Genomic DNA, 21,166 nt, shown 5'->3' with positions numbered 1-21,166 from the left:
CGCTACCTCACAACTCCACTCTGACCAGGCCGTATTCCCGCAGGTAGCGGGTCGCGGCCCCGGCTCCTCACGCCCAAAAACAGCTCTCTGGAGGCTTTCCGTGTCCAGCACCCTCGCTACCTCTACCCTCACAGCCGCTACCCACGGTAGCGGCCAGGGTAGCGCCCTCATCGGCCTGAGTGCCGACCTGGCCGCCACTGCCCACACCATCACTCAGACCGCGATCGTGGCACTCACCGTCACCGGCGTCATCGGCTTCTACCTGCTCACCTGCCTGGTCTGGCCGTTCGGCAAGTGCCGCCGATGCGACGGCACCGGCAAGCGCAAAGCACCGCTCGGCAAGGTGTTCCGGCCGTGCGGCCGTTGCGAAGGAACCGGGCGCCGTGTCCGGCTCGGACGCCACGTCGTCAACCACATCCGCGACGCCCGCAGCGCGGGCATCAACACCGTCAGCAAAGGCGAGAAGAAGTGACCGGGGTGCCGTTCGACCGGTCGCTGTTGCACCCGGCCCGCGCCCAATGGATCGACCTGTGGAACGGCCAACAGGCACTCGGGTGGGACTGGTCCGGCACGCCGGTGTTCCGGTTCCGCTGGGCACCGACAGGCCTGGCCACCCGCCGCCAGCTCCGCGCCATGCGCATGTGCCCCGGTGGACAGGAGCCGTACGCGGTCGTGGTGTGGCGCAAAGGCCACCGCTTCGCGTGGCTGTACCGCCTCGACCTGGCCAAGCCATCCCGCGTCGCCTCACCCGCCCAGCTCAACGCCCTCGATAAGGCCATGGAAGCGCGCCGGACCTGCGGCCAGTGCCACACCGTCACCGACTACTGCATCCCGACCTCAGACGGCCGCTGTGTCGAGTGCATGACCGCACCCGCCTACAGCCACGCCGCCTAACCGGAAGGAGACCGATCGTGACCGACGTACTCACCGCCGCACTAGCCGCCGCCGACCACGGGTGGCCGGTGTTCATGCTGGGCCGCTCCAAGCGGCCGGTAGCCAACTGCCACGACTGCAAGGAGGCCGCCCGCCGCGAGACCCCGCACGACCCGGCGACCTGCGGGCACCTGACCTGCCACGGCTTCTACGCCGCCACCACCGACCCAGACCGGATCGCCGCGATCATCGCCGCCGTCCCGAACGGCCAACTGGCGGTGCGTACCGGCGCGGTCTCCGGGCTGCTGGTAGTCGACATCGACCCGGACCACGGCGGCACGGCAAGCCTTGTGCACTTGGTCGCGCGGTCGGTCCTGCCGCGTACCCGGTGGGTGCGTACCGGCTCGTTCGGGCAGCACCTGTACTACCGCCACCCCGGCCAGCACATGCCGTCACGGCCGATGCCCAACCGGCCCGGAATCGACATCAAAGCCGACGGCGGGTACGTCGTGCTCCCGCCATCGATCCATCACCGCACCGGCCTGCCTTACCGGTGGGCCGACGCTGACCACGAGGTAGCAGAGATGCCCCCGCCCCTGGTCGCTGCGTGCCTGCCAATTCGGCCGGCCGAATCACCCACCGCGCCGCCTCAGGCCGCCGTCGTTGGGGGAGGGGGCATCTCTCACCCCGACAAGCTCCTAGACGCCCATTTGGACGCGGTACGGCAAGCACCCAAGGGCAAACGCCGCACCACGCTCTACGGAGCCGCCAGAGGCGTAGCGCGCATGGTCGCGGCCGGAGCGATCGACTCCGCCGCCGCCGTTGCTGCCCTCACCTACGTAGGACACCAAGCCGCCCAAACCGAACGCGACATCAGAGCCGCCATCGCTGGCGGTTTCCGCGACGAAGGGATTGCCGCATGACCACCCACAAGCACGACCAGGCCGACGCCGCCGAGCTGATCGACGGTGCCGAACTGCTGGACGAGGTCAGCCGCACCATCAGCCGATACGTGATCCTGCCCAGCACATCCGCGCTGGTCGCTGTGGTGCTCTGGATCGCCGCGACCCACGGCGTACCGGCGTGGAACTGCGCCCCGCGGCTTGTCATCCGCGCACCGGAACGGCGGTGTGGAAAGTCGCGATTGCTGGACACGGTCGAAGGGATGTCGCACCGGCCGCTGATGACTGTCAACGCCTCACCCTCTGCGGTGTACCGCTCCATCGGTGAGGCACCCGCAGACCCGCCAACGCTGCTGATCGATGAGGCCGACACCATCTTTGGCCCGAAGGCAGGCGACAACGAGGACCTGCGCGGACTACTCAACGCCGGTCACCAGCGCGGCCGCCCCGCACTTCGCTACGACGCTGGCTCCAAGTCGGTCGAGAAGATCGACACCTTCGCCATGGCCGCACTGGCAGGAATCGGCGCGATGCCCGACACCATCGAGGACCGCGCCGCCGTGATCCGAATGCGCCGCCGCGCAGCGGGCGAAACCGTAGCGCCGTACCGGGTTGTACGCGACGGCCCCGAGCTGGCCGCGCTGCGCGAGCGGTTGTTCAAGTGGGTCAGTGGCCACATCGAGGAGCTGCGGGCAGCAACCCCGGACATGCCGCTCGAAGACCGCGCGGCCGACACCTGGGAACCGATGATCGCCATTGCAGACCTTGCCGGTGGCAACTGGCCACGGGCGGCCCGCAAAGCCGCTGTAGTCCTAACCAGCGACCGCGATGCGGGCGATGAGACATCCGTCCCCACTCGACTGCTGGCCGACTGCCGCACGGCGTTCCAGGACGCCGACGCGCTCCCGACCAGCGTGCTGCTGGAACGGCTCAGGAACGACTCCGAAGCGCCGTGGGCAACGATGGGCGCGGCCGGTCTGACCGCGATGAAGATGGGCAACCTGCTGCGTGACTTCGAGATCCGCAGCGACACCATCCGGTTCCCGAGCGGGCAGGCCAAGGGCTACTACCGGGCCGATTTCGTCGACGCCTGGAACCGCTACTGCCCCGCCCCGAAACCAGCCTCCGGGGAAGCCGTACCAGCCGTACCAGCCTCATTGTCCGAGGTCAGCCCCGACGAGGCTTCCACCACTGGTACGGCTCAAGCCGTACCACCCGACCAAGCCTCCTTGGCCCTGACCAGGCAAAACGAGGCTGGTACGGCTGGTACGGCTTGGGTCCCCAGGTCCGTGAAGCCTCTTGCCGACAACGGCGACCGCACCATCTCTGGCGCCGCATGACGGCGCGTCCGGCAACGCGCCGCCTTCCCGATCCGCAGACGACCCGAGGAGTTGCACGCGTGAGCACGCGAACGATTGAGACCTTGTTGACGGTTGCCGACGCTGCCCGAGTGCTGGGCACGTGGGATAGCAGCGGCGAGCGGTTCCCTCGCCGCCTGATCGCTGAACGACGTATCCGGTTCGTGCGCGTTGGCCGCATGGTGCGCATTCCGGAATCCGCTCTGGCCGAATACATCGACGCCCAGACGGTGCAAGCCATCACCCGAGGCAATGTGCGGAGGGCTGCCTAATGGCACGGCAGGGAAGGCGGAAGTTCGGCGCGGTCAGGAAGCTACAGTCCGGCAACTGGCAGGCGACCTACATCGACCCCATCACCGGTGCACGGAGACCCGCGCCGTACACCTTCGAGACCGAGACGCAGGCAGATGACTGGCTGACCGCGACCAAGGCCGACGTGATTCGCGGCCGATGGACTGACCCCGATATCGGACGCGAGCCGTTCGGGCCGTACGCCGCGAAGTGGATTGAAGAGCGGCCGAACCTGCGAGTCCGGACAAAGGCGCTGTACGTCTGGCTCAACAAGCGGTACCTGGAGCCGGAATTCGGCACCGTCGATTTGGTCGACATCACGCCCGCGCTGATCCGGACTTGGCGCGCGGAACTGATGGCCGAGAAGCATCTCAAGAGCTGCAAGGACTCATGTACCGACAAAACGCATCGCGGCGTTTCCGCAACGATGGTGGCGAAGGCGTACCGGCTTATGAGAGCAATTCTGATGACCGCGACCGATGATGAGCTGATCCGGCGTAACCCATGCCGGATCGTCGGCGCGGGGATCGAACGCCCGAAGGAACGCCCAGTGCTCACCATCGACCAAGTGTTCAAGCTGGCCGACCAGATGCCGCGCCACCTACGGGTCTTCATCTTGGTTGCCACCTTCGCGAGTCTGCGATGGGGTGAGGTGACTGCGATTCAGCGCAGGGACATTGACCTGACAAAGAAGACGATCCGCATTCGGCAGCAATGGATCGAGGTGGTCGGTTCCGGAATGGAGCTACACCCGCCGAAGTCCGACGCCGGTGTGCGGACGGTCTCCATCCCGGCCTTGCTGGTCCCGTTCGTGCAGGAGCACCTAGACGAGTTCGTTGCCCCCGGCCGCGATGCCTTCGTGTTCCTCGGAGAGAAGGGGTCGGTCCTGCGTCGTAGCAATTTCAACAAGTTGGGATGGAGCAAGGCGGCTGAGTCGGTCGGGGCAAAGGGCTTGCACTTCCACGATCTCAGGCACACCGGCAACACCCTCGCGGCCCAGTCCGGAGCGAGCACGAAAGACCTGATGGCCCGGATGGGACAGGACAGCATGAACGCCGCGATCATCTATCAGCACGCCACCCGGCAGGCCGACGGCGCGATCGCAGCGGCGTTGAACGATGCGATCGAGGAGTACAGGAAGGCGCACGGACCCGACGGGGGAGAGGCGTCCGAGACCGGCTGATCGAGGGTCCTAGTCGCACGGATGTTGCACGCTCAGGCTTTTGAGTGCGAAGAGGGCACCGTCTCCGAAAGGAGATGGTGCCCTCTTTTACGTGTATATATACGTGAAGCCTGGGTAAGAGCGGGTGACGAGAATCGAACTCGCACTGTCAGCTTGGGAAGCTGATGTTCTGCCATTGAACTACACCCGCGCTGCCGGTCTGACTACGTCCGGCAATGCGCAGAATCATACCTGGTCCGCGTGGATGTGTGCAGGGGGGTCCAGGGTCAACACGCCTTGGACTGGGCAGACGCCCGATCTTCTGGCAGATTAGAACGCGTTGCCGGGGGCAACATTTGTCGCAACGTGAGGACGCGGTCCTGGCCAGGACCGGACAAGATGGTTGCGGGGCAACACGATTCGAAGGGGTGAAGAGGTGGCAACTGATCCGAACGCGGCACTCGAAAACCTGGAGCATGAGCTCGTCACGCTGGCACGTCGCCTGCGTGGACTGCAGCGCACGCTCTCGGAGGAGGCCCATCCCGACCTGGAGCCCGCGCAATACGCGCTGCTCAATCATGTCGAGGAGCTGGCGCCGGTCCGGATGGCCGATCTGGTCGCTGCACTCGAGGTGGACAAGGGGCCCGTCAGCCGAGCTTGTGCACGTCTCGAGGAGCAGGGCCTGCTGAAGCGCGCGGCGGACAAGTCGGACGCGCGGGCCACGCTGCTGACGCTGACCGCGACCGGCAAGCGCAAGCTGGCCGCCGCAAAGAAGAAGCGCAGCAAGGTGGTCGAGGACCTGCTGAAGGACTGGTCTCCGGCGCAGGTGAAGTCGTTCGCCACGCAGGTCTCGAAGTTCAACAAGGTGTTCAAGTAGCCGGCCTGATCGGCTGAACGCGGTCGAGCGGTGAGCGGTGCGGTAGGTTTCGCTCGTGCTGCTCTCCGATCGCGACATTCTGGCCCAGATCGACGAGAAGCGGGTCCAGCTGGAGCCGTTCGATGCTGACATGGTTCAGCCGTCGAGTATCGACGTACGCCTGGATCGCTTTTTCCGGGTGTTCGAGAACCACCGGTATCCGCATATCGATCCGGCCGAGGAACAGCCCGACCTGACCCGAACGGTCGAGCCCGAGGGTGACGAGCCGTTCATCCTGCACCCGGGTGAGTTCGTGCTCGGTTCGACGTACGAGCTGGTCACCCTGCCCGACGATGTTGCCGCGCGCCTGGAGGGCAAGTCCTCGCTGGGGCGCCTCGGCCTGCTCACCCACTCGACCGCCGGTTTCATCGATCCCGGCTTCTCCGGTCACGTCACGCTGGAGCTGTCGAACGTGGCGACCCTGCCGATCAAGCTCTGGCCGGGAATGAAGATCGGCCAGCTCTGCTTCTTCAAGCTGTCGTCACCGGCTGAGCACCCCTACGGTTCGGACAAGTACGGATCGCGCTACCAGGGCCAGCGCGGCCCGACGCCGTCCCGCTCCTTCATGAACTTCCACCGCACCGACATCTGAGACCACCGACGTGGCGGAGAACCGGCTTCTCCGCCACGCTCGTGCGCCGGCGGTTCACCTGCTGAGGGCCGGACGCCGCACCCGCGGCTGCGGCTCCAACCGGTCGGCCCAGCGGCGCAACAAGCTCGCCGCCTGATGCCGAGGGCCGGGCGACGACTCGTGCAGCGCCGCCCTGGCCTCGGCTTGCTGAATACGTTCCTCGATGCGCAACCGCGCGATCTCTTCGTTCTCGCTGATCATCGTGCCGCTCCTCGCGGTACTCCCCGTGCGGTTCGTGCTCGGTCAGGTCCGGACGACGGTGATGTCACCGGACACGGTGCGGGCCCGCAGTAGTAGCGACGGCTCGCCTTCGGCGGGCTGCTGACCCGGTTCCAGATCGCAGCGGATCGACCCGGTCACGGTCTTCAGATCCAGGTACGTCGGAGTGCCGGTTGGTACGCCGACCTGGACGTCGCCCCGGGCGGTCTCGGCCCGCACGCTCGGGCCTTCGGCGCGATCGACCCGGACGTCGCCCGAGCCGGAGGTCGCCACCGAATGACCGAGCACTCGCTCGATCGAGATGTCGCCCGAGCCGACCTTGATGGTGGTGGGACCGGCCGCGTCACCGATCCGGACATCGCCCGAACCGGTCGAGGCCGCGACGAGCCCGTCGGCGCGGGATACCTCGACCTCGCCCGAGCCCGTCTTCATCCGGGCCGCTCCGGCGGTGTGGTTGACCCGGATGTCGCCGGAGCCCGTACTCGCGGTGAGCGTGCCTTCGACGTCGTCCAGCCGGATGTCACCCGAACCCGTGTCGAGCCGTGACTCCGACAACGGCGTGGTGGCGACGATGTCCCCGGCGCCGGTTTTGATCCGGGCCCCGAGCGCGCGTGGTGTCTCGATCCGCACGCGGACCTCGACGGAGTGGCGCAACAGGTGCTTGGGGGTGTCCACCACGAGCTCGCCCGAGACCACCCGGAAGGTGATCTCCTCGACGCCGTCCTCGGGCGATCCGCGCAGCACCTCCAGGAAGGCGTGGGTCTCCTCGCCGTCGATCGGCGCGATCTCCACCACGCCGGCGCCGATCTCGATCCGGACCCGGTCGATCGAGGTGTCCCGCAGTTCGAAGGGATAGTCGCTCACTGGGCCCACCCCTGCATGCGCTGACCCGGGCCACCATGGCGGCCGCGGCCATGACCGTCACCACGACGCCGGCCGCGTTCACCGCGTTCACCGCGTTCGCGCTCGCCGAAGACGCCTTCAGGGCCGAAGGGACCGTTGGGGCCGAACGGGCCGTCCTGGCCGAAAGGGCCATCGGGGCCCAACGGCCCGTCGGGACCGAACACGTCGAATCCCCGCGGGGGACGCGGCGGCCGGGGTGGACGAGGACCGCGGCCGCGGCCACGGTCGCCGGTCAGGCCGGTCATCACCGTGCGCATCAGCCACGCGTTCGCCGAGATGCCCTCGGCGCCGGCGGCTTCGTCGACCTTGGTCTTCACCGACATCGGCAGCCGCAGCGTGATCCGCGCGGTCGGCTCGTCGGCGTCGAAGTCGAAGCTCTGCTCCGGACCGGACTCGGTCGCGCTGTCGTCATCGTCGTGGTCGTCGTCATCCGCGCCGGTGAGCTGGCTGGGCGCCGGCGTCACTACGAACTCCGGCCGGCCACCGGCCATCCGGAGCTCGACCGAACCGGGCGACAGCTCGCGGCTGATCTCCCCGGCGGCGTCGGACAGGGCTGAGATGAGGGCCAGGCGGCCGGCGTCATCCAGCGTGGCTCCGAGGCGCTGGGCCACGGAGCGAGTTTGGTCGTCGGCCAACGCGGTGGCGTTCTGCACGCTACGGCGAACCGACTCGAGATAGTGATCAAGTTCCATGACAGCAAGCATGACGTCATGATGACGTCATTGTCAACCATCTTGATGTCACGGTGCCGCCAGGTGATGTCAGTTGCTGCCCAACGGCAGAATGAGGGCATGAGTCGAGGCGTGCTGGTGACTGGAGCTTCCCGTGGTGTCGGTGCCGAAGTGGCGAGGGCCTTCGCGGCCGGTGGGGATCGGGTGGTGCTGCACTGCCGTGGTTCCGTCGACCGGGCCGAGGCGGTTCGGGCCGGCCTGCCCGGCGAGGGACATGCCGTGGTCGCCGGTGACCTCGGCGATCCGGCCGAAATCCCTGCTATTGCTGAGGAATCGGCCCGCGCGCTCGGCCGGATCGACGTCCTGGTGAACAACGCCGCCATGTACGTCGACCAGCCCGTCGCCGGGTCCCGGCGCCTGGGCCACCCGCTGGCCGAGACGCCGTACGACGAGTGGGTGACGGCCTGGCGCCGTACTCTCGCGGTCAACCTGGAAGGCCCGGCCCACCTCACCTGGTGCGTGGCCCGGCAGATGATCGACGTCGAGCCCGCCGACGGCGTGCGGCGTGGCGCGATCGTGAACGTCGGCTCGCGCGGGGCCTATCGCGGTGAGCCCGACGTGCCGGCGTACGGCGCGAGCAAGGCGGCGCTGCACGCGTTCGGGCAGTCTCTGGCGGTGTCGCTGGCGCCACATGACATCACCGTGACGTCAATCGCGCCGGGGTTCATCGCGACGGACCTGACCGAGGGCATGATCACCGAGGCCGTCCGTACTCAGAGCCCGTTCGGCCGGGTTGCGAAGGCCGAAGAGGTCGCAAAGGCCATCGTCTGGCTGGCATCCCCCGACGCCGGCTGGTCCAGCGGCGCCGTCCTCGACTTCAACGGCGCCTCCCACCTGCGCTGACCCCACCGGTGTCTTCCCGCGGGCGGACGCCTCTGCACCTTCCCGCGCGTGTACGCGACCACTTGCGGAAGGTTGAGGTACGAAAAGACCCGCGAGTGGTCGCGTGTAACGCGTCCACTCGCGGGCCGAAGTAGGTGGTGCTACTCGCCGCGTTTGACGGAGGCGAGCAGGAGCTGGGCGACGTCGGCGACCTCTACGGATTCGCGGGCCGAACCGTCGGCCTGCTTGGCGGTGAGGCCGTCGGACAGCATCACCCGGCAGAACGGGCAGCCCGTCGCGATCTTGTCCGCGCCGGTCTCGACCGCCTCGGTGGTCCGGTTGACGTTGATCCGGGTGCCGATCTTCTCTTCCATCCACATCCGGGCACCACCCGCGCCGCAGCAGAACGACTTCGTCTGATTGCGCGGCATCTCCGCGAACTCCGCGCCCGGAATGATCTCGAGCAGCTCGCGCGGGGCGTCGTACACCTGGTTGTGACGGCCGAGGTAGCAGGGGTCGTGGTACGTGATCTTCTGGCCGTTGAGCGAGCTGTCGGCCGGAGCCACCGGGGTCAGCTTCTTCTCCCGGACCAGGCGGTTCAGCAGCTGGGTGTGGTGGATGACGTCGAGCTCGACGCCGAGCTGCGAGTACTCGTTCTTCAAGGTGTTGAAGCAGTGCGCGCAGGTCGAGACGACCTTCTTCGCGCCGGTCTCCTTGAAGACCTCCGCGTTCTGCATGGCCAGCTGCTGGAAGACGAACTCGTTACCCGCGCGCCGGGCCGGGTCGCCCGTGCAGGTCTCGCCATCACCCAGTACGGCGAACGAGACGCCCGCGATGTTGAGCAGTTCCGCGACGGCCTGCGTGGTCTTCTTGGCCCGGTCCTCGTAGGCGCCGGCGCACCCGACCCAGAACAGGTACTCGACCTCGGCCAGCGTCTCGACGTCCGTGCCGACCTGCTTGACCTCGAAGGGCAGATCCTTGGCCCAGTCCATCCGGCCGGACGGGCTCATGTTCCACGGGTTGCCCTTGTTCTCCAGGCCCTTGAACAGGCCGTTCAGCTCGGAGGGGAAGGACGACTCGATCAGGACCTGGTAGCGTCGCATGTCCATGATGGCGTCGACGTGCTCGATGTCGACCGGGCACTGCTGCACGCAGGCGCCACACGACGTACAGGCCCAGAGCGCGTCCTCGTCGATCACCGCGACATCGGGCGATCCGACCAGCGGGCGCTCGACCTCGGTCTTGACCAGGTCCGACAGCGACTGCCGCTCCTCGTCGGACGAGGCCAGCAGGTACGGCGCCTTGGCGTACGCGTGCTCGCGCAGGTTCATCACGACCAGCTTCGGCGACAGCGGCTTGTCGGTGTTCCAGGCCGGGCACTGCGACTGGCAACGGCCGCACTCGGTGCAGGTGGTGAAGTCGAGCAGGCCCTTCCAGGTGAAGTCCTCGATCTTGCCGACGCCCAGCGCGGCGTCCTCGTCCAGCTCCTCGATGTTCTCGAAGTCGATCGGCTCACCCTTGACGCTGATCGGCTGCAGCGCGCCCAGCGCCGTACCGCCGTCGGCCTTGCGCTTGAACCAGATGTTCGGCCAGGCGGTGAAGCGGTGCCAGGCCACACCCATGGTGATGTTCAGCGAGATCGTGATCATCCAGGCGAACGAGATCAGGATCTTGATCATCGCGACCAGGTAGATCGCGTTCTCCAGGGTGGAGTCCGACCAGCCGCTGAAGGCCTCGCCGATGAAGAACGTCAGCGGGAAGTGGAAGGCGGTCGCCTCGCCGCGAGCGATCGCGTACTCCAGGCCGCGCAGTAGCAGGATGCAGATCAGTACGGCGGCGATGGTGAACTCGACGTAGTAGCCCTGCCACATCCGGGAACCGGAGAAACGGCTGTACCGGCCCTCGGAGCCGGACGGGCGGTGCCGCATCCGGATGATCGTCAGCGGGATGATCGCGAGCAGGCCGGTCCAGCTGAGGAACTCGCTGACCCACTCGAACAGGAACCAGTGGCCGATCAGCGGCAGCACCCAGTGCGCGTCGAAGAGCTGGCCGAACGCCGTCACCAGGCTGAGGAACAGCCCGATGAAGCCGAAGGCGACAAACCAGTGCAGTACGCCGATGTGGCTCCACTGCAACATCCGGGTGTGCAGCAGCGTCTCCTTCGCGAGGGTGACGCTACGCTGAACCGGCTGGTCCGTCCGCTTGGCCGGCTGCCCGAGCCGGATCACCGACACCATCTGCCCGATCGTCTTCGCGAACAGCGCGATTCCCACGAGGGCCACGGTGAGCGAGACGACAATGGCGAAGATCTGCATACCAGTGATCGTATTGGCTGGTTACCGGCGAGTCATGTCCGTGTCACCTGTGTCACGGCCCAGTTCGGTATGGAACCCATCACGAAGGTGTGCCTAACCGGCAGTTTCGGAATCTTCCTGGCAGTCGGTCAGAGCGGGAACTTAGGTTCCGGCCATGCGTAAAGTACTAGTGGGATTACTCGCCGTAGTGCAGCTGGCCGTCGTCGCGCCGGGAGCCGACGCCTGCCCGGACTGGGTGCAGGTCGGTACGGACATCAACTCCGGCATCAGCGGTATCTCGGTGCTGAGCAAGAGCAACGGCCGCATCGAAGCGTTGATCGTGCGGGACAACAAGAAGCCAGGCCAGAACCGCATCGCGCGAACCACCTGGATCCCGGGCCGTACGCCGGTCACCGAGCCGCTGACGTGGCAAGGGGAGTTGCCGATCGATCTCGAGTCGATCGACCCGGTGCCGGGCCACGCCGGCGAGTTCATCGTGGTGGCGAGCAAGGGCAAGGGCTTTCACATCTTGGTCGAGCCTGGTACCGCGACCGTGCTGAGGACGTTCCAGTTGCCGATCGGTCAGCCGGGAGACGACTACGAGTCGTTCGCCCTGGCCACGGTCGGCGGCCGATTGACGGCGCTGTGGGCGGATCGCGGCCAGGACGAGCGGCTGAGCAAGCTGTACGCGGCCTCGTTCGACTTCGCCACCCTGACCTTCGGCCCGGCGCAAACCGTAACCTTCCGCGCGCCCTCGCCCACCGAGTTCGTCCGGCACATCTCCGATCTCGACGTCACCGCCGATGGCTCGCTGGTGGTCTCCGCGGCGGCGGATCCGGGCGACGACGGGCCCTTCGTCTCGGCCGTGCACGTCATCGGCAAGGTCTCCGCGGGCCCCAGCCTGACACTTCGTCCGAAGGCCCGGACGATGGACGAGTACGACGACCGCAAGATCGAGGCGCTGGCCTGCCTCACGCCCTCCTGCACCTCGATGTTGCTGGGCACGGACGACGAGAACCTCGGCGGCTGGCTACTCCGCGACTGAGCCTCGCGCCCTGGACCTCGCGGCTCGGTTGGGAGCGTCATGGCGGCTGGGGCTGCCTGATCGGGCAGTTCCAGCCGTGGACGAACTCCGGCCGGCGGCGCACGATGACAGTGGGGGCGCCGGCCAATGGGGGGTACGGCGCACGGTCCGAGGGGATTTCGTGATGCCAGATCTCGAGGAGGAGATCGTCGAACGGCTGGACCTGCTGGACGACGATGACGACGGGTACGACCTGATCGGGTCCGACGGGGATGATCCACCGGCGGATCCGGGGGGATTCGACGAGGACGACCTGCAGCGGTACGACGGGGGCAACTGACATGCCCGCCCTGGAATGGCGCGGGGTCAGAATGAACCAGCGCTCGATCGACATGATCGAAGAGGCCGAGCACAATCTCGGTTTCACGCTCAAGGTGATGCAGGGCTCGTTCAACAACGGCGCGGTCAAGGCCTCGGCCGACGTACACGACGGTGGTGGCGCGGCGGACTTCCGCGCGCGCACGCTGGACGCCGTACGACGTCGCCGGGTGCTGGAGGAACTCCGCCGGGTCGGGTTCGCCGCCTGGCTGCGAACACCCGCGCAGGGGTTCGTCATTCACTTCCACGCCGTCGCGATCGGCGACGAGGAGTTGTCGCCGGGCGCGCGGCGCCAGGTCAAGCACTACAAGAACGGCCTGAACGGACTGGCCAGTGGTGGCCGCGACGACGGCCCGCCGGGGTTCCGGGGCATGACGTGGGAGAAGTACCAGGAGATCCGCGACGAGGCCCGCGCCGTACAGGGCGTGCCGAGCGCCTTCCCGGTCCGCGACGTGACCATCTCGATCACCTCGGTCCGGATGGCCGCCGAGGGCGAACCGATCAGCCACAGCCGGGCCCACGATGCCGAGCAGTTCATGGCCTTCGCCTTCAAGGGCATCAAGGTGATCCCGGTGACCACGTTCATGGCCTGGCGGAAAACCCGCGAGACCCGGTTCTTCGTGTTCGCGGTCAAGTGCGTCCAGGCCCACTTCAAACTCCGCCAGGACGGCGATCCCGGGCCCATCACCCTCGCCAACCTGACCCAGTTCGGCTACCGCATCACCGACTGAAGCCCCACCACGGCGAGTGGTCCCACCAGGACCATTCGCTGCGGGCCGGAGAACGCGTGTGGTCTGGCCGCTCCGGTGCCTCCCAGCGGCCTGCTGAATCGTCTTTGTGAGTCTGCTGGCCAATTTTCGCCGGGAAGATGTCCAGCAGACTCATGAAGACGCGCTACGCAGGGCGGCGAGGCGAGTCCACGTCATTACGGTTGGCCGGCTCGTTTGCCGACGAGCAGTACGGCGGTGGTGGCGAGGGCGGTGCCGCCGGCGAGGGCGCCGGCCGCGAGCAGGGTCGGTGTCGTTGGGTGGATCAGGGCCTCGCCCCGCAACGCCTGCCAGGTGGTCAGCCAGATCAGTCCGAGCCAGGCGGCGGCACCAACGAAGACCAGGGCGGCCCGTGTCCCCTCCGGGCGCAACCGCGGGCACCGCTTGGCCAGTACGACAAGCGCGAGGGCGATCAGCGGAATGACCTGCAGCGAGTGGATGCCCAGGAAGTGGCCGATCCTCAGATCACCCGAGTCGGTGTTCCAGCCCATGATCGGCATACCGCCCGCGCCGTCCTCCCGGCCCACGGAATGCGCGCCCATGTGCGGCATCTCCCCGGTCTCGGCCTCGACCCGCGACTGACCCGGCGTCGGGCGGAACATCAGGTTGCCGAGCAACATGCCGCCCAGGGTGGTGAGCAATGCCAGCCGAACACTCCAGCGCAACGCCCGATCGCCAGGCTTGTCGAACAGCAGCACGATCGCGAGCACCAGCACCGCCGCCCAGACCAGGTAGATCGTCGTAGCCAAGAGGTTGTGCATCAATTGGTCCGTCGGTGTCGACATGTTGAAGTGCAGCAACCGTCCCCGGACCACAACCTGGCCGATGATGATCGCGATCTCCACCGCCAGCCCGACCGCGACAATCGTGCCGACCCACCAGCCGAGCCGCCTCGCCTTCGTCTGCAACGACAACATCCACGCGAGCGTTCCGGTGTACAACGCGAACGAGATCATGAACTTCAGCGGCTTCATCCAGATCGGATGCCCGAGCAACTCCCGATCATCGATCAACGCACCGCCGATCCCGGCCAGAACAAGCACAACCATCACCACGGTGACGGCGATCAACGGCCGATGCGGACGACTGGCCCGCACCGCGGGCGGTGGCGACGTAGTGAGCATGTACCGATGCTCGGCTCATTCCCCCGCCCAAACAGGAGTGCCACAATCCCTTACCCAGTAGACATATCCCTACCCTGACCCAACCCCTAGGGAACCCGTAGGACCCTCTGCGTCGAGTGGTCGCGTCTGAACGCCGAGACGCTCGCCGGTAGATTTCCGGTACCACGCCAAGGCCTCGCGGCTTTGGTCCAACGGCCTCCTTCGGGAGGCCGTTTTGTTAGGCCAGGCCGTCGAGGTGGATGTCGGCGGCGCCGAGCTTGAACTCGCCGACGGGGAAACACATCGGGGCGCTGCCGTCGCAGCAGCCGCCGGACTGGTGGAACATCAAAGGGCCGTGCGACTCGGTGAGGCGACGCATGAGGTTCGCCGCCTCACCGGTGCACGCAACTCGGCCGGCTGACATGGTGGTCAGAAGAAGCCGAGTTTGTTCGGGGAGTAGCTGACCAGGAGGTTCTTGGTCTGCTGGTAGTGGTCGAGCATCATCTTGTGGTTCTCGCGCCCGATGCCGGAGTTCTTGTAACCACCGAAGGCGGCGTGGGCCGGATAGGCGTGGTAGCAGTTGGTCCAGACCCGGCCGGCCTGGATCTCGCGGCCGGCCCGGTAGGCGGTGTTCATGTCGCGGCTCCAGACGCCCGCGCCGAGGCCGTACAGGGTGTCGTTGGCGATTTTGATCGCGTCGGCGTAGTCGTCGAACCTGGTCACCGCGACCACGGGGCCGAAGATCTCCTCCTGGAAGATCCGCATCTTGTTGTCGCCCTCGAAGATGGTCGGCTGGACGTAGTAACCGCCGGCCAGGTCGCCCTCGAGCTCGGCCTTGCCGCCGCCGGTGATGAGCTTGGCGCCCTCGGCCTTGCCGATGTCGATGTACGACAGGATCTTCTCGTACTGGTCGTTGCTGGCCTGGGCGCCCATCATCGTCTCGGTGTCGAGCGGATTGCCCTGCTTGATCGCCCGGGTCCGTGCGGTCACGTCCGAGAGGAACTCCCGGTAGATCGACGACTGGATCAGCGCGCGCGACGGGCAGGTGCAGACCTCGCCCTGGTTCAGCGCGAACATCGTGAAGCCCTCGAGCGCCTTGTCGTAGAAGTCGTCCCGGGCGTTGGCGACATCGGCGAAGAAGATGTTCGGGCTCTTGCCGCCGAGTTCCAGCGTGACCGGAATGAGGTTCTCCGAGGCGTACTGCATGATCAGCCGGCCGGTGGTGGTCTCCCCTGTGAAGGCCACCTTGGCCACTCTGTTGCTCGAAGCAAGGGGCTTGCCGGCCTCGACGCCGAATCCGTTGACGACGTTCAGCACACCCGGCGGCAGCAGATCCGCGATCAGCTCGACCAGCAGGTGGATCGAGGCCGGGGTCTGCTCGGCGGGCTTCAGTACGACGGCGTTGCCCGCGGCAAGGGCCGGCGCGAGCTTCCAGACCGCCATCAGGATCGGGAAGTTCCACGGAATGATCTGCGCGACCACGCCGAGCGGCTCGTGGAAGTGGTACGCGACGGTGTCGTCGTCCACCTGCGAGATCGTGCCCTCCTGCGCGCGCAGCGCCCCCGCGAAGTAGCGGAAGTGGTCGATCGCCAGTGGCAGGTCGGCGGCGAGCGTCTCGCGCACGGCCTTGCCGTTGTCCCAGGTCTCGGCGATCGCGAGCTGCTCGAGGTTGGCCTCCATCCGGTCGGCGATCTTGTTCAGGATGTTGGCCCGGTCGGCGGACGACGTACGGCCCCAGGCGGGGGCGGCACCGTGGGCCGCGTCGAGCGCGAGTTCCACGTCGTCGGCGGTACCGCGGGCGATCTCCGTGAAGACCTGGCCGGTCACCGGCGTCGGGTTCTCGAAGTAGCCGCCCTTGGCCGGTGATACGTACTCGCCACCGATGAAGTGGTCGTAACGGGACTTGTACTCGGCGGGGCTGCCCGACTGCCCGGGAGCTGAGTAGATGGTCATCGGATCCTCCTGGGATCAGAACTGGCGATGATCCAGACGGTAGGTCGCCGTACGTTGCACCAACGTTGCACGCCGCGACCTTGAACCCGGACCCGCTTCCGGGGGAGGGTTGGGCGTGGACACCGAGCAGGCGCGCCGACTCAGCGCGTTGTACGACGAGGTGCTCGGCGGTGGCCGGGCCTCCGCCGAACCACGCCCGGTGGTTGCCGAGTCCTGGCAACGATCCCTTGCGGCCCGGGTCGATCCGGATCTGGACGCGCCGCCGGTGGTCTACGGGGCGGACCGGGTGGCCGAAGTACGCGAGGCCCATCCGCTGAACGCGGTGCTGCCGGTGCTGCGGCAGACCCTCACCAGCATCGCCGACGAGGCGTCGCACATCATGATCGTCACCGACGCGCAGGGCCTGGTGCTCTGGCGTGAAGGTGCCGCCGACGTACGGCGCCAGGCCGACCGGATCGCGTTGTCGGAAGGCGCCATCTGGTCCGAGAGCGCCATCGGTACCAACGGCATGGGTACGGCGCTGGCCACCGACCAGCCGGTGCAGATCCACTCGGCCGAACACCTGGTCCGGCGGATCCACGCCTGGACCTGTGCGGCCGCGCCCGTGCACGATCCAGACACCGGCAAGCTGATCGGCGCGGTCGACGTCAGTGGTCCGTTGCGCACGGTGCATCCCGCGATGATGGCGCTGGTCACGGCCGCCGCCCATTTGGCCGAGGGCCAGTTGCGGGTACTGATGGCCGCGGCCGACGAGCAACTGCGCGCCCGGAACATGCGGCACCTGATGGCCCTCGGCAACGAGCCGGGCGCCTTGCTCACACCGACCGGCCGGGTGCTCGCGGTTCAGCCGCTCGCGTGGTTGCCGCATCGCCTGGAAGTTCCCGAAGGCGCCGAGCGGATCCAGCTCGGCGATGGCCGGGAGGCCGTGGTCGAATCGCTGGCCGAGGGCTATCTGCTACGTATCCCTGGTGCGGTTCGGCGCCGTACGTCGCTCGACCTGAAGCTGCTCGGATCGGGCCAGCCGGTCGCGACGGTGAACGGCCGGCCGATCGCGTTGACCCTGCGCCGGGCGGAGGTGCTCGCGCTGTTGATGTTGCACCCGGCCGGCCTGACCGCGGAGCAGTTGATGCTTCAGCTGTACGGCGATGAGGGCAATCCGGCCACGGTCCGCGCCGAGATGCACCGGCTGCGGAACGTGCTCGGGTCCGGCGTACTCGACACCAAGCCCTACCGGATCATCGCGGACGTCACCGGTGACGTGAAGGTGGTTCGGAAGGCCCTGGCGGCTCGTGACCTTGGTACGGCCTTGGACCACTACAGCGGGCCGTTGCTGGTTCGGTCGGAAGCACCCGCTCTAAGGGCTGAACGCGATGAACTCGACGCCACGCTTCGCGCCGCCGTACTGGAGTCAGCGGACGCGGATCTGCTTTGGCAGTTCGCACAGACCTCGACCGGTGCGGAAGACCTGGAGGTCTACGAACGGCTAGAGCTGGCTCTGGCCGCGGACGATCCGCGCCGAGCCACTGCGAGAGTACGACGCCTCCGGCTGACCGAGGCCTGAAGCAACGGCTCAACCCGGCTCGACGCCGGAAAGGCCCGCAGGCCGCTCGACGCCGGGAAGTCCGTTCAGCAAACGGGAAGTCCGTTCAGCAGACGGGAAGGCTTAGAGGCCGAGGTCGCGGAGGAACTCGGGCTTGTAGGCCTGGATCGCGACGTAGCGCGGGTCCGGGACCTCGACGTCGTCGTTCGCGTCGGCCGGCGCGGGCGCGTGGGACGTGTCGTTCAGGTCGAGCCACTCCTGCGCGGTACGGCTCCAGCGGGTCAGCGTGAAGTCCGCGTTCAGGTCGTCGTCGGCGACCAGCTCGCGCGCGGTCCGCTCGGCCTCGCGGGCGTCGGTTTCGGTGGTCGCATACATCAGCATGCGCGAGCCATCGCGGGTCACGGTGACGCTGTTCCCCAGGCGCTTGCGGGCGTCGTCGTCGAGATCCAGCGCGCGCAGACGCTCCCAGAAGGTCAGCCCGTGCTCAGCGGTGTTGAGCTCGACCTCTACCCGGTACTCCTCATCGGCCATGCGCACACTCTAACCATGGCCGGTTCGACCGGATGCTGGACACCGGAATTTAAGTGCAGTGAATCAGTCTAGTTTGAACGGTATGGCCAGCCGCGATGCCTTATCCGCCGGGCGGCGCTCCGACCGAGGCGCGCTGCACCAGTGTCGGCTCCACCGTCGTACGGCGGACGCGGCGGTTGGTATCGACCGCGGAGGTGACGCGCTCGACCACATGGGTGACCAGGTCGTCGAGCGGCCAGTGGAACGTCGACAGCGGTGGATCGAGCAGCTGGGACATCGGCTGATCGTCATACCCCAACAGGGACAGGTCGGCGGGGATCGTGATGCCGAGGTCCTTGCTCGCCGCGTAGACGCCGAAGGCCATCGAGTCGGCCAGCGCGAGAATGCCCGTCGGGCGATCGGTGCTGATCAGCAGCGCGTGGGCCACCTCGGTCGCGCCGGCCAGATCGTGCGGGCAGGGCACGACCCGCAGGTCGAGGCCAAGGTCGCGCGCCACTCGATGGGCGATCTCCTCGGCGGGTCGCTCGGCTTCGACCCGGCGGCTCGGACTGAGCACCGCGACGCGGCTGTGCCCGGCGGCGGCCAGCGTGCGCAGCGCCGTACTGATGCCGCTTTCGTTGTCGAACAGGACCTCCGACTTCGCCTTGGCGGCGGGCAGGGCGTCACCGATCGCGATCACCGGCACCTCGCGGGCGATCTTGGCCCAGGTCTTGGCGGCCGGATCGATCGGAATCAGCACGATCGCGTCGGCCCGGTGGTCGACCAGGTGCTGGGCCAGTTCGAGCTGCCGCTCGGCGTCATCCGCGGAGTCGATGATCCAGGCGTTGCGATCCGGGGCGAGCAGTTCGCGCCCGAGGGCCGCGGCCAGGCGTTGCTGCCACAGGTCCTCCAGGGAGGCGCACAGCACGCCGACCGAACCACTGCGGCCGGAGGCCAGGGCACGGGCGATCGGATCGGCCGAGTAACCGAGCCGGTCGGCGGCGTCTTGCACGCGCTGCTGTGTCTCCGGGGTGCCATGCAGACCCCGGAGCGCGTAGGACACCGCCGTCATCGAGAGGCCGGTCTCGGCCGCGATGTCCTTGAGGGTTGGCCGACGAGCCGATCCGGACATGGTTCGCACCCTACGTGCTGCCGCCGACACTTTCCCGGACCGAAGTTGACAAGGCAGGGATTGAAGCGCTTCAATAGCGATCAGATTGAAGCGCTTCAAAACCTTCAGAACAAGGGGATCCGGACGTCAGAGAGGGCCAGTTCATGACCGGCGTGATCGACGTCCACCAGCACCTGTGGCCGGGCGCGTTCGTGGACCGGCTGCGGGCCCGGACCGAGCCGCCGTACCTGGACGGCTGGACCCTGCACACCGCCGGCGAACCGCCGTACCAGGTGGATCCGGCCGCGCACGCCGTCGACAAGCGGCAGGCGCGGGAGCTCGACGACGGCACGAAGCTGGTTGGTCTGTCGCTTTCAAGCCCGCTCGGCATTGAACGCCTGGGTGATACCGAGCTGCTCGGCGCCTGGCACCAAGGGGCCGCCGAGCTGCCGCAGCCGTTCCGGGCCTGGGCCGCGGTCGACCTGGTCGAACCGGATCTTGCCGGGCTGGAAACGTTGATCGGTCAGGGCTTTCTCGGCGTTCAGTTGCCGACGGATGCCGTGCTGACGCCGAGTGCCTGGGAGTCGCAGGGGCAGTTGCTGGCGTTGGCCGAGCGGCTTGACCGGCCGGTTCTGGTGCATCCGGGTTCAGCGGTGAAGGCCGACGGTGAGGTGCCGGGCTGGTGGGCGCCGGTTGTCGACTACCCGGCACAACTTCAGGCCGCTTGGTGGGCCTGGCATGCGTTCCAAGGGCGTACGTCGTTTCCCCGGCTGCGGATCTGCTTCGCGGCCGCGGCGGGACTCGCGCCAGTGCACCACGAACGGCTGACTGCTCGCGGTGGGCGGTTCGGCAAGATCGATCACAACCTTTTCGTCGACACCTCGGGTTACGGCCCGCAGGCGATCGACGCCGTCGCTCGGGTCCTCGGTATCGACCAGGTGGTGCATGGCACCGACCGGCCGTATGCGGATCAGACCGACCTGCGCCAAGGCGACGCCGCGACCGCGGTGATCCGCTACGACAACCCGCACCGGCTGCTCTTCGGCTCCGGCGCACGTCCCGAGAGGGGAGTTCAGTGACTGCTCAGCCCGTTACCGACGACATCGTCGTACCCGCGCGCCAGGCCAGCCGGCTCGTGGAGCTCAACAACTGTCTTTCGCTGGACAATCTGCCGGGTCGTGATCTGGATCCGGCCGAGCTGGCGGAACTGGCCGCGTCGATCGCCGCGCAGCCGCATCTGTGGGAGGAGCACGTCGCCTTCAGCGATGAGGAGCGCGTGTTCGCCTCGGTGCACCGCGACGCGAACGTGGACGTCTGGCTGATCTGCTGGACCCCCGTGAACGACACCGGCTGGCACGACCACGACGTCTCCTCCGGCGCGGTCGCGGTGGCCCGCGGCAAGCTGGTCGAGCACAACCTGGCGATCGGCGTCGAGTCGATCGAGACCGAGGTGAGCGCCGGCGACGTGTACGGGTTCGGCCCGGACCACATCCACCGGCTGACCGGTCTCGACAAGGGCAGCGTCACCGTGCACGCGTACAGCCCGCCGCTGTGGCGCATGGGCCAGTACTCCGTGCGCGACGGCGTGCTGCGCCGGGTCTCGGTCTCGTACGCCGACGAGCTCCGTCCGATCGACTGAGCGTTGGTCCGTGGCGCGGGCCAGTAGTCGGTGGCGCGG

The 21,166-nt window shown here is 67.4% G+C and carries 24 protein-coding genes and 1 tRNA gene; 15 read left to right on the top strand and 10 right to left on the bottom strand.

The genetic code is table 11. From position 1 onward, the window contains the following. Positions 1-100: 100 nt before the first annotated feature. From ACFFGN_RS11755 to ACFFGN_RS11730, 6 genes are read left to right on the top strand one after another with little or no spacing between them, the layout of a single operon-like run. Positions 101-472, top strand: coding sequence for a hypothetical protein (locus ACFFGN_RS11755; RefSeq protein WP_380046423.1), 372 nt, complete (start codon positions 101-103; stop codon positions 470-472). Continuing rightward, a complete protein-coding gene (locus tag ACFFGN_RS11750) occupies positions 469-894 on the top strand; it encodes an RRQRL motif-containing zinc-binding protein (protein ID WP_380046421.1) in 426 nt (141 codons plus the stop codon). Before ACFFGN_RS11755 ends, ACFFGN_RS11750 begins: the two co-directional genes overlap by 4 nt. Before the next feature lie 17 nt (positions 895-911). Further along, complete coding sequence (locus ACFFGN_RS11745) at positions 912-1,796, top strand: bifunctional DNA primase/polymerase (RefSeq protein WP_380046419.1); 885 nt, start codon at positions 912-914, stop codon at positions 1,794-1,796. Further along, the gene (locus ACFFGN_RS11740) at positions 1,793-3,115 is read left to right on the top strand and encodes a DUF3631 domain-containing protein (RefSeq protein WP_380046417.1); all 1,323 of its coding nucleotides are present in this window, start codon (positions 1,793-1,795) and stop codon (positions 3,113-3,115) included. Before ACFFGN_RS11745 ends, ACFFGN_RS11740 begins: the two co-directional genes overlap by 4 nt. Before the next feature lie 59 nt (positions 3,116-3,174). Further along, on the top strand, positions 3,175-3,405 hold the full coding sequence (locus ACFFGN_RS11735; protein ID WP_380046415.1) for an excisionase family DNA-binding protein: 231 nt from the start codon (positions 3,175-3,177) through the stop codon (positions 3,403-3,405). Next, a complete protein-coding gene (locus ACFFGN_RS11730) occupies positions 3,405-4,607 on the top strand; it encodes a tyrosine-type recombinase/integrase (RefSeq protein WP_380046413.1) in 1,203 nt (400 codons plus the stop codon). The genes ACFFGN_RS11735 and ACFFGN_RS11730 overlap by 1 nt, the downstream gene beginning before the upstream one ends. 119 nt (positions 4,608-4,726) lie before the next feature. On the opposite strand, the gene ACFFGN_RS11725 is transcribed toward ACFFGN_RS11730, so the two are convergent. Beyond that, positions 4,727-4,797, bottom strand: a tRNA-Gly gene (locus tag ACFFGN_RS11725). 225 nt (positions 4,798-5,022) lie between these two features. Here ACFFGN_RS11725 and ACFFGN_RS11720 point away from each other — a divergent pair. Further along, positions 5,023-5,463: a MarR family winged helix-turn-helix transcriptional regulator gene (locus ACFFGN_RS11720; RefSeq protein WP_380046411.1), complete on the top strand. Its 441-nt coding sequence runs from the start codon at positions 5,023-5,025 to the stop codon at positions 5,461-5,463. A gap of 55 nt (positions 5,464-5,518) precedes the next feature. Further along, positions 5,519-6,094, top strand: a complete 576-nt coding sequence (gene dcd, locus ACFFGN_RS11715) for a dCTP deaminase (RefSeq protein WP_380046409.1) — start codon at positions 5,519-5,521, stop codon at positions 6,092-6,094. Positions 6,095-6,148: 54 nt separating this feature from the next. Here the strand turns inward: dcd and ACFFGN_RS11710 are convergent, their stop codons facing one another. Genes ACFFGN_RS11710 through ACFFGN_RS11700 form a run of 3 tightly spaced genes read right to left on the bottom strand, consistent with a single transcriptional unit; the run spans position 6,149 to position 7,947 of the window. Further along, positions 6,149-6,334 (bottom strand): hypothetical protein, encoded by a 186-nt coding sequence (locus tag ACFFGN_RS11710; RefSeq protein ID WP_380046407.1) that lies wholly within the window; start codon positions 6,332-6,334, stop codon positions 6,149-6,151. 42 nt (positions 6,335-6,376) lie between these two features. After that, complete coding sequence (locus tag ACFFGN_RS11705) at positions 6,377-7,216, bottom strand: DUF4097 family beta strand repeat-containing protein (protein ID WP_380046405.1); 840 nt, start codon at positions 7,214-7,216, stop codon at positions 6,377-6,379. Next, on the bottom strand, positions 7,213-7,947 hold the full coding sequence (locus ACFFGN_RS11700) for a hypothetical protein (protein ID WP_380046403.1): 735 nt from the start codon (positions 7,945-7,947) through the stop codon (positions 7,213-7,215). Before ACFFGN_RS11700 ends, ACFFGN_RS11705 begins: the two co-directional genes overlap by 4 nt. A 99-nt stretch (positions 7,948-8,046) precedes the next feature. Here ACFFGN_RS11700 and ACFFGN_RS11695 point away from each other — a divergent pair, with 99 nt between their 5' ends. After that, positions 8,047-8,829 (top strand): SDR family NAD(P)-dependent oxidoreductase, encoded by a 783-nt coding sequence (locus ACFFGN_RS11695; RefSeq protein WP_380046401.1) that lies wholly within the window; start codon positions 8,047-8,049, stop codon positions 8,827-8,829. Between the two features lie 140 nt (positions 8,830-8,969). Here the strand turns inward: ACFFGN_RS11695 and ACFFGN_RS11690 are convergent, their stop codons facing one another. After that, positions 8,970-11,123 (bottom strand): (Fe-S)-binding protein, encoded by a 2,154-nt coding sequence (locus tag ACFFGN_RS11690; RefSeq protein WP_380046399.1) that lies wholly within the window; start codon positions 11,121-11,123, stop codon positions 8,970-8,972. A 154-nt stretch (positions 11,124-11,277) separates the two neighbouring features. Between ACFFGN_RS11690 and ACFFGN_RS11685 the strand changes: the two genes are divergently transcribed. The 3 genes from ACFFGN_RS11685 (at position 11,278) to ACFFGN_RS11675 (ending at position 13,235) form a co-directional block, all read left to right on the top strand. Next, the gene (locus tag ACFFGN_RS11685; protein WP_380046397.1) at positions 11,278-12,147 is read left to right on the top strand and encodes a hypothetical protein; all 870 of its coding nucleotides are present in this window, start codon (positions 11,278-11,280) and stop codon (positions 12,145-12,147) included. Between the two features lie 163 nt (positions 12,148-12,310). Continuing rightward, on the top strand, positions 12,311-12,466 hold the full coding sequence (locus ACFFGN_RS11680; RefSeq protein WP_380046395.1) for a hypothetical protein: 156 nt from the start codon (positions 12,311-12,313) through the stop codon (positions 12,464-12,466). A 31-nt stretch (positions 12,467-12,497) separates the two neighbouring features. Next, on the top strand, positions 12,498-13,235 hold the full coding sequence (locus tag ACFFGN_RS11675) for a hypothetical protein (protein ID WP_380046393.1): 738 nt from the start codon (positions 12,498-12,500) through the stop codon (positions 13,233-13,235). Between the two features lie 194 nt (positions 13,236-13,429). On the opposite strand, the gene ACFFGN_RS11670 is transcribed toward ACFFGN_RS11675, so the two are convergent. The 3 genes from ACFFGN_RS11670 to adh form a co-directional block, all read right to left on the bottom strand. Next, positions 13,430-14,395: a hypothetical protein gene (locus tag ACFFGN_RS11670; protein ID WP_380046391.1), complete on the bottom strand. Its 966-nt coding sequence runs from the start codon at positions 14,393-14,395 to the stop codon at positions 13,430-13,432. A 217-nt stretch (positions 14,396-14,612) separates the two neighbouring features. Further along, the gene (locus ACFFGN_RS11665; protein WP_380046389.1) at positions 14,613-14,753 is read right to left on the bottom strand and encodes a DUF779 domain-containing protein; all 141 of its coding nucleotides are present in this window, start codon (positions 14,751-14,753) and stop codon (positions 14,613-14,615) included. A 50-nt stretch (positions 14,754-14,803) separates the two neighbouring features. Further along, positions 14,804-16,327, bottom strand: a complete 1,524-nt coding sequence (gene adh, locus ACFFGN_RS11660) for an aldehyde dehydrogenase (RefSeq protein ID WP_380046387.1) — start codon at positions 16,325-16,327, stop codon at positions 14,804-14,806. 115 nt (positions 16,328-16,442) lie between these two features. Here adh and ACFFGN_RS11655 point away from each other — a divergent pair, with 115 nt between their 5' ends. Then, positions 16,443-17,888 (top strand): GAF domain-containing protein, encoded by a 1,446-nt coding sequence (locus tag ACFFGN_RS11655; protein ID WP_380046384.1) that lies wholly within the window; start codon positions 16,443-16,445, stop codon positions 17,886-17,888. Between the two features lie 102 nt (positions 17,889-17,990). Here ACFFGN_RS11655 and ACFFGN_RS11650 read toward each other — a convergent pair whose 3' ends face one another. Together ACFFGN_RS11650 and ACFFGN_RS11645 are read right to left on the bottom strand one after the other, a co-directional pair. Beyond that, positions 17,991-18,398 (bottom strand): hypothetical protein, encoded by a 408-nt coding sequence (locus ACFFGN_RS11650; protein ID WP_380046382.1) that lies wholly within the window; start codon positions 18,396-18,398, stop codon positions 17,991-17,993. 100 nt (positions 18,399-18,498) lie between these two features. Continuing rightward, the gene (locus ACFFGN_RS11645; RefSeq protein ID WP_380046380.1) at positions 18,499-19,509 is read right to left on the bottom strand and encodes a LacI family DNA-binding transcriptional regulator; all 1,011 of its coding nucleotides are present in this window, start codon (positions 19,507-19,509) and stop codon (positions 18,499-18,501) included. 143 nt (positions 19,510-19,652) lie between these two features. On the opposite strand from ACFFGN_RS11645, the gene ACFFGN_RS11640 reads away from it, so the two are divergent. Together ACFFGN_RS11640 and ACFFGN_RS11635 are read left to right on the top strand one after the other, a co-directional pair. After that, positions 19,653-20,567 (top strand): amidohydrolase family protein, encoded by a 915-nt coding sequence (locus ACFFGN_RS11640; protein WP_380046378.1) that lies wholly within the window; start codon positions 19,653-19,655, stop codon positions 20,565-20,567. Continuing rightward, entirely contained in the window at positions 20,564-21,127 is a 564-nt protein-coding gene (locus ACFFGN_RS11635; protein WP_380046376.1) for a cysteine dioxygenase, read from the top strand. Before ACFFGN_RS11640 ends, ACFFGN_RS11635 begins: the two co-directional genes overlap by 4 nt. The last annotated feature ends 39 nt before the right edge of the window (positions 21,128-21,166 follow it).

Source organism: Kribbella deserti (assembly GCF_042434725.1).
GTDB classification, from domain to species: Bacteria; Actinomycetota; Actinomycetes; order Propionibacteriales; family Kribbellaceae; genus Kribbella; species Kribbella deserti.
This window is presented reverse-complemented; position numbering and strand designations above follow the sequence as displayed.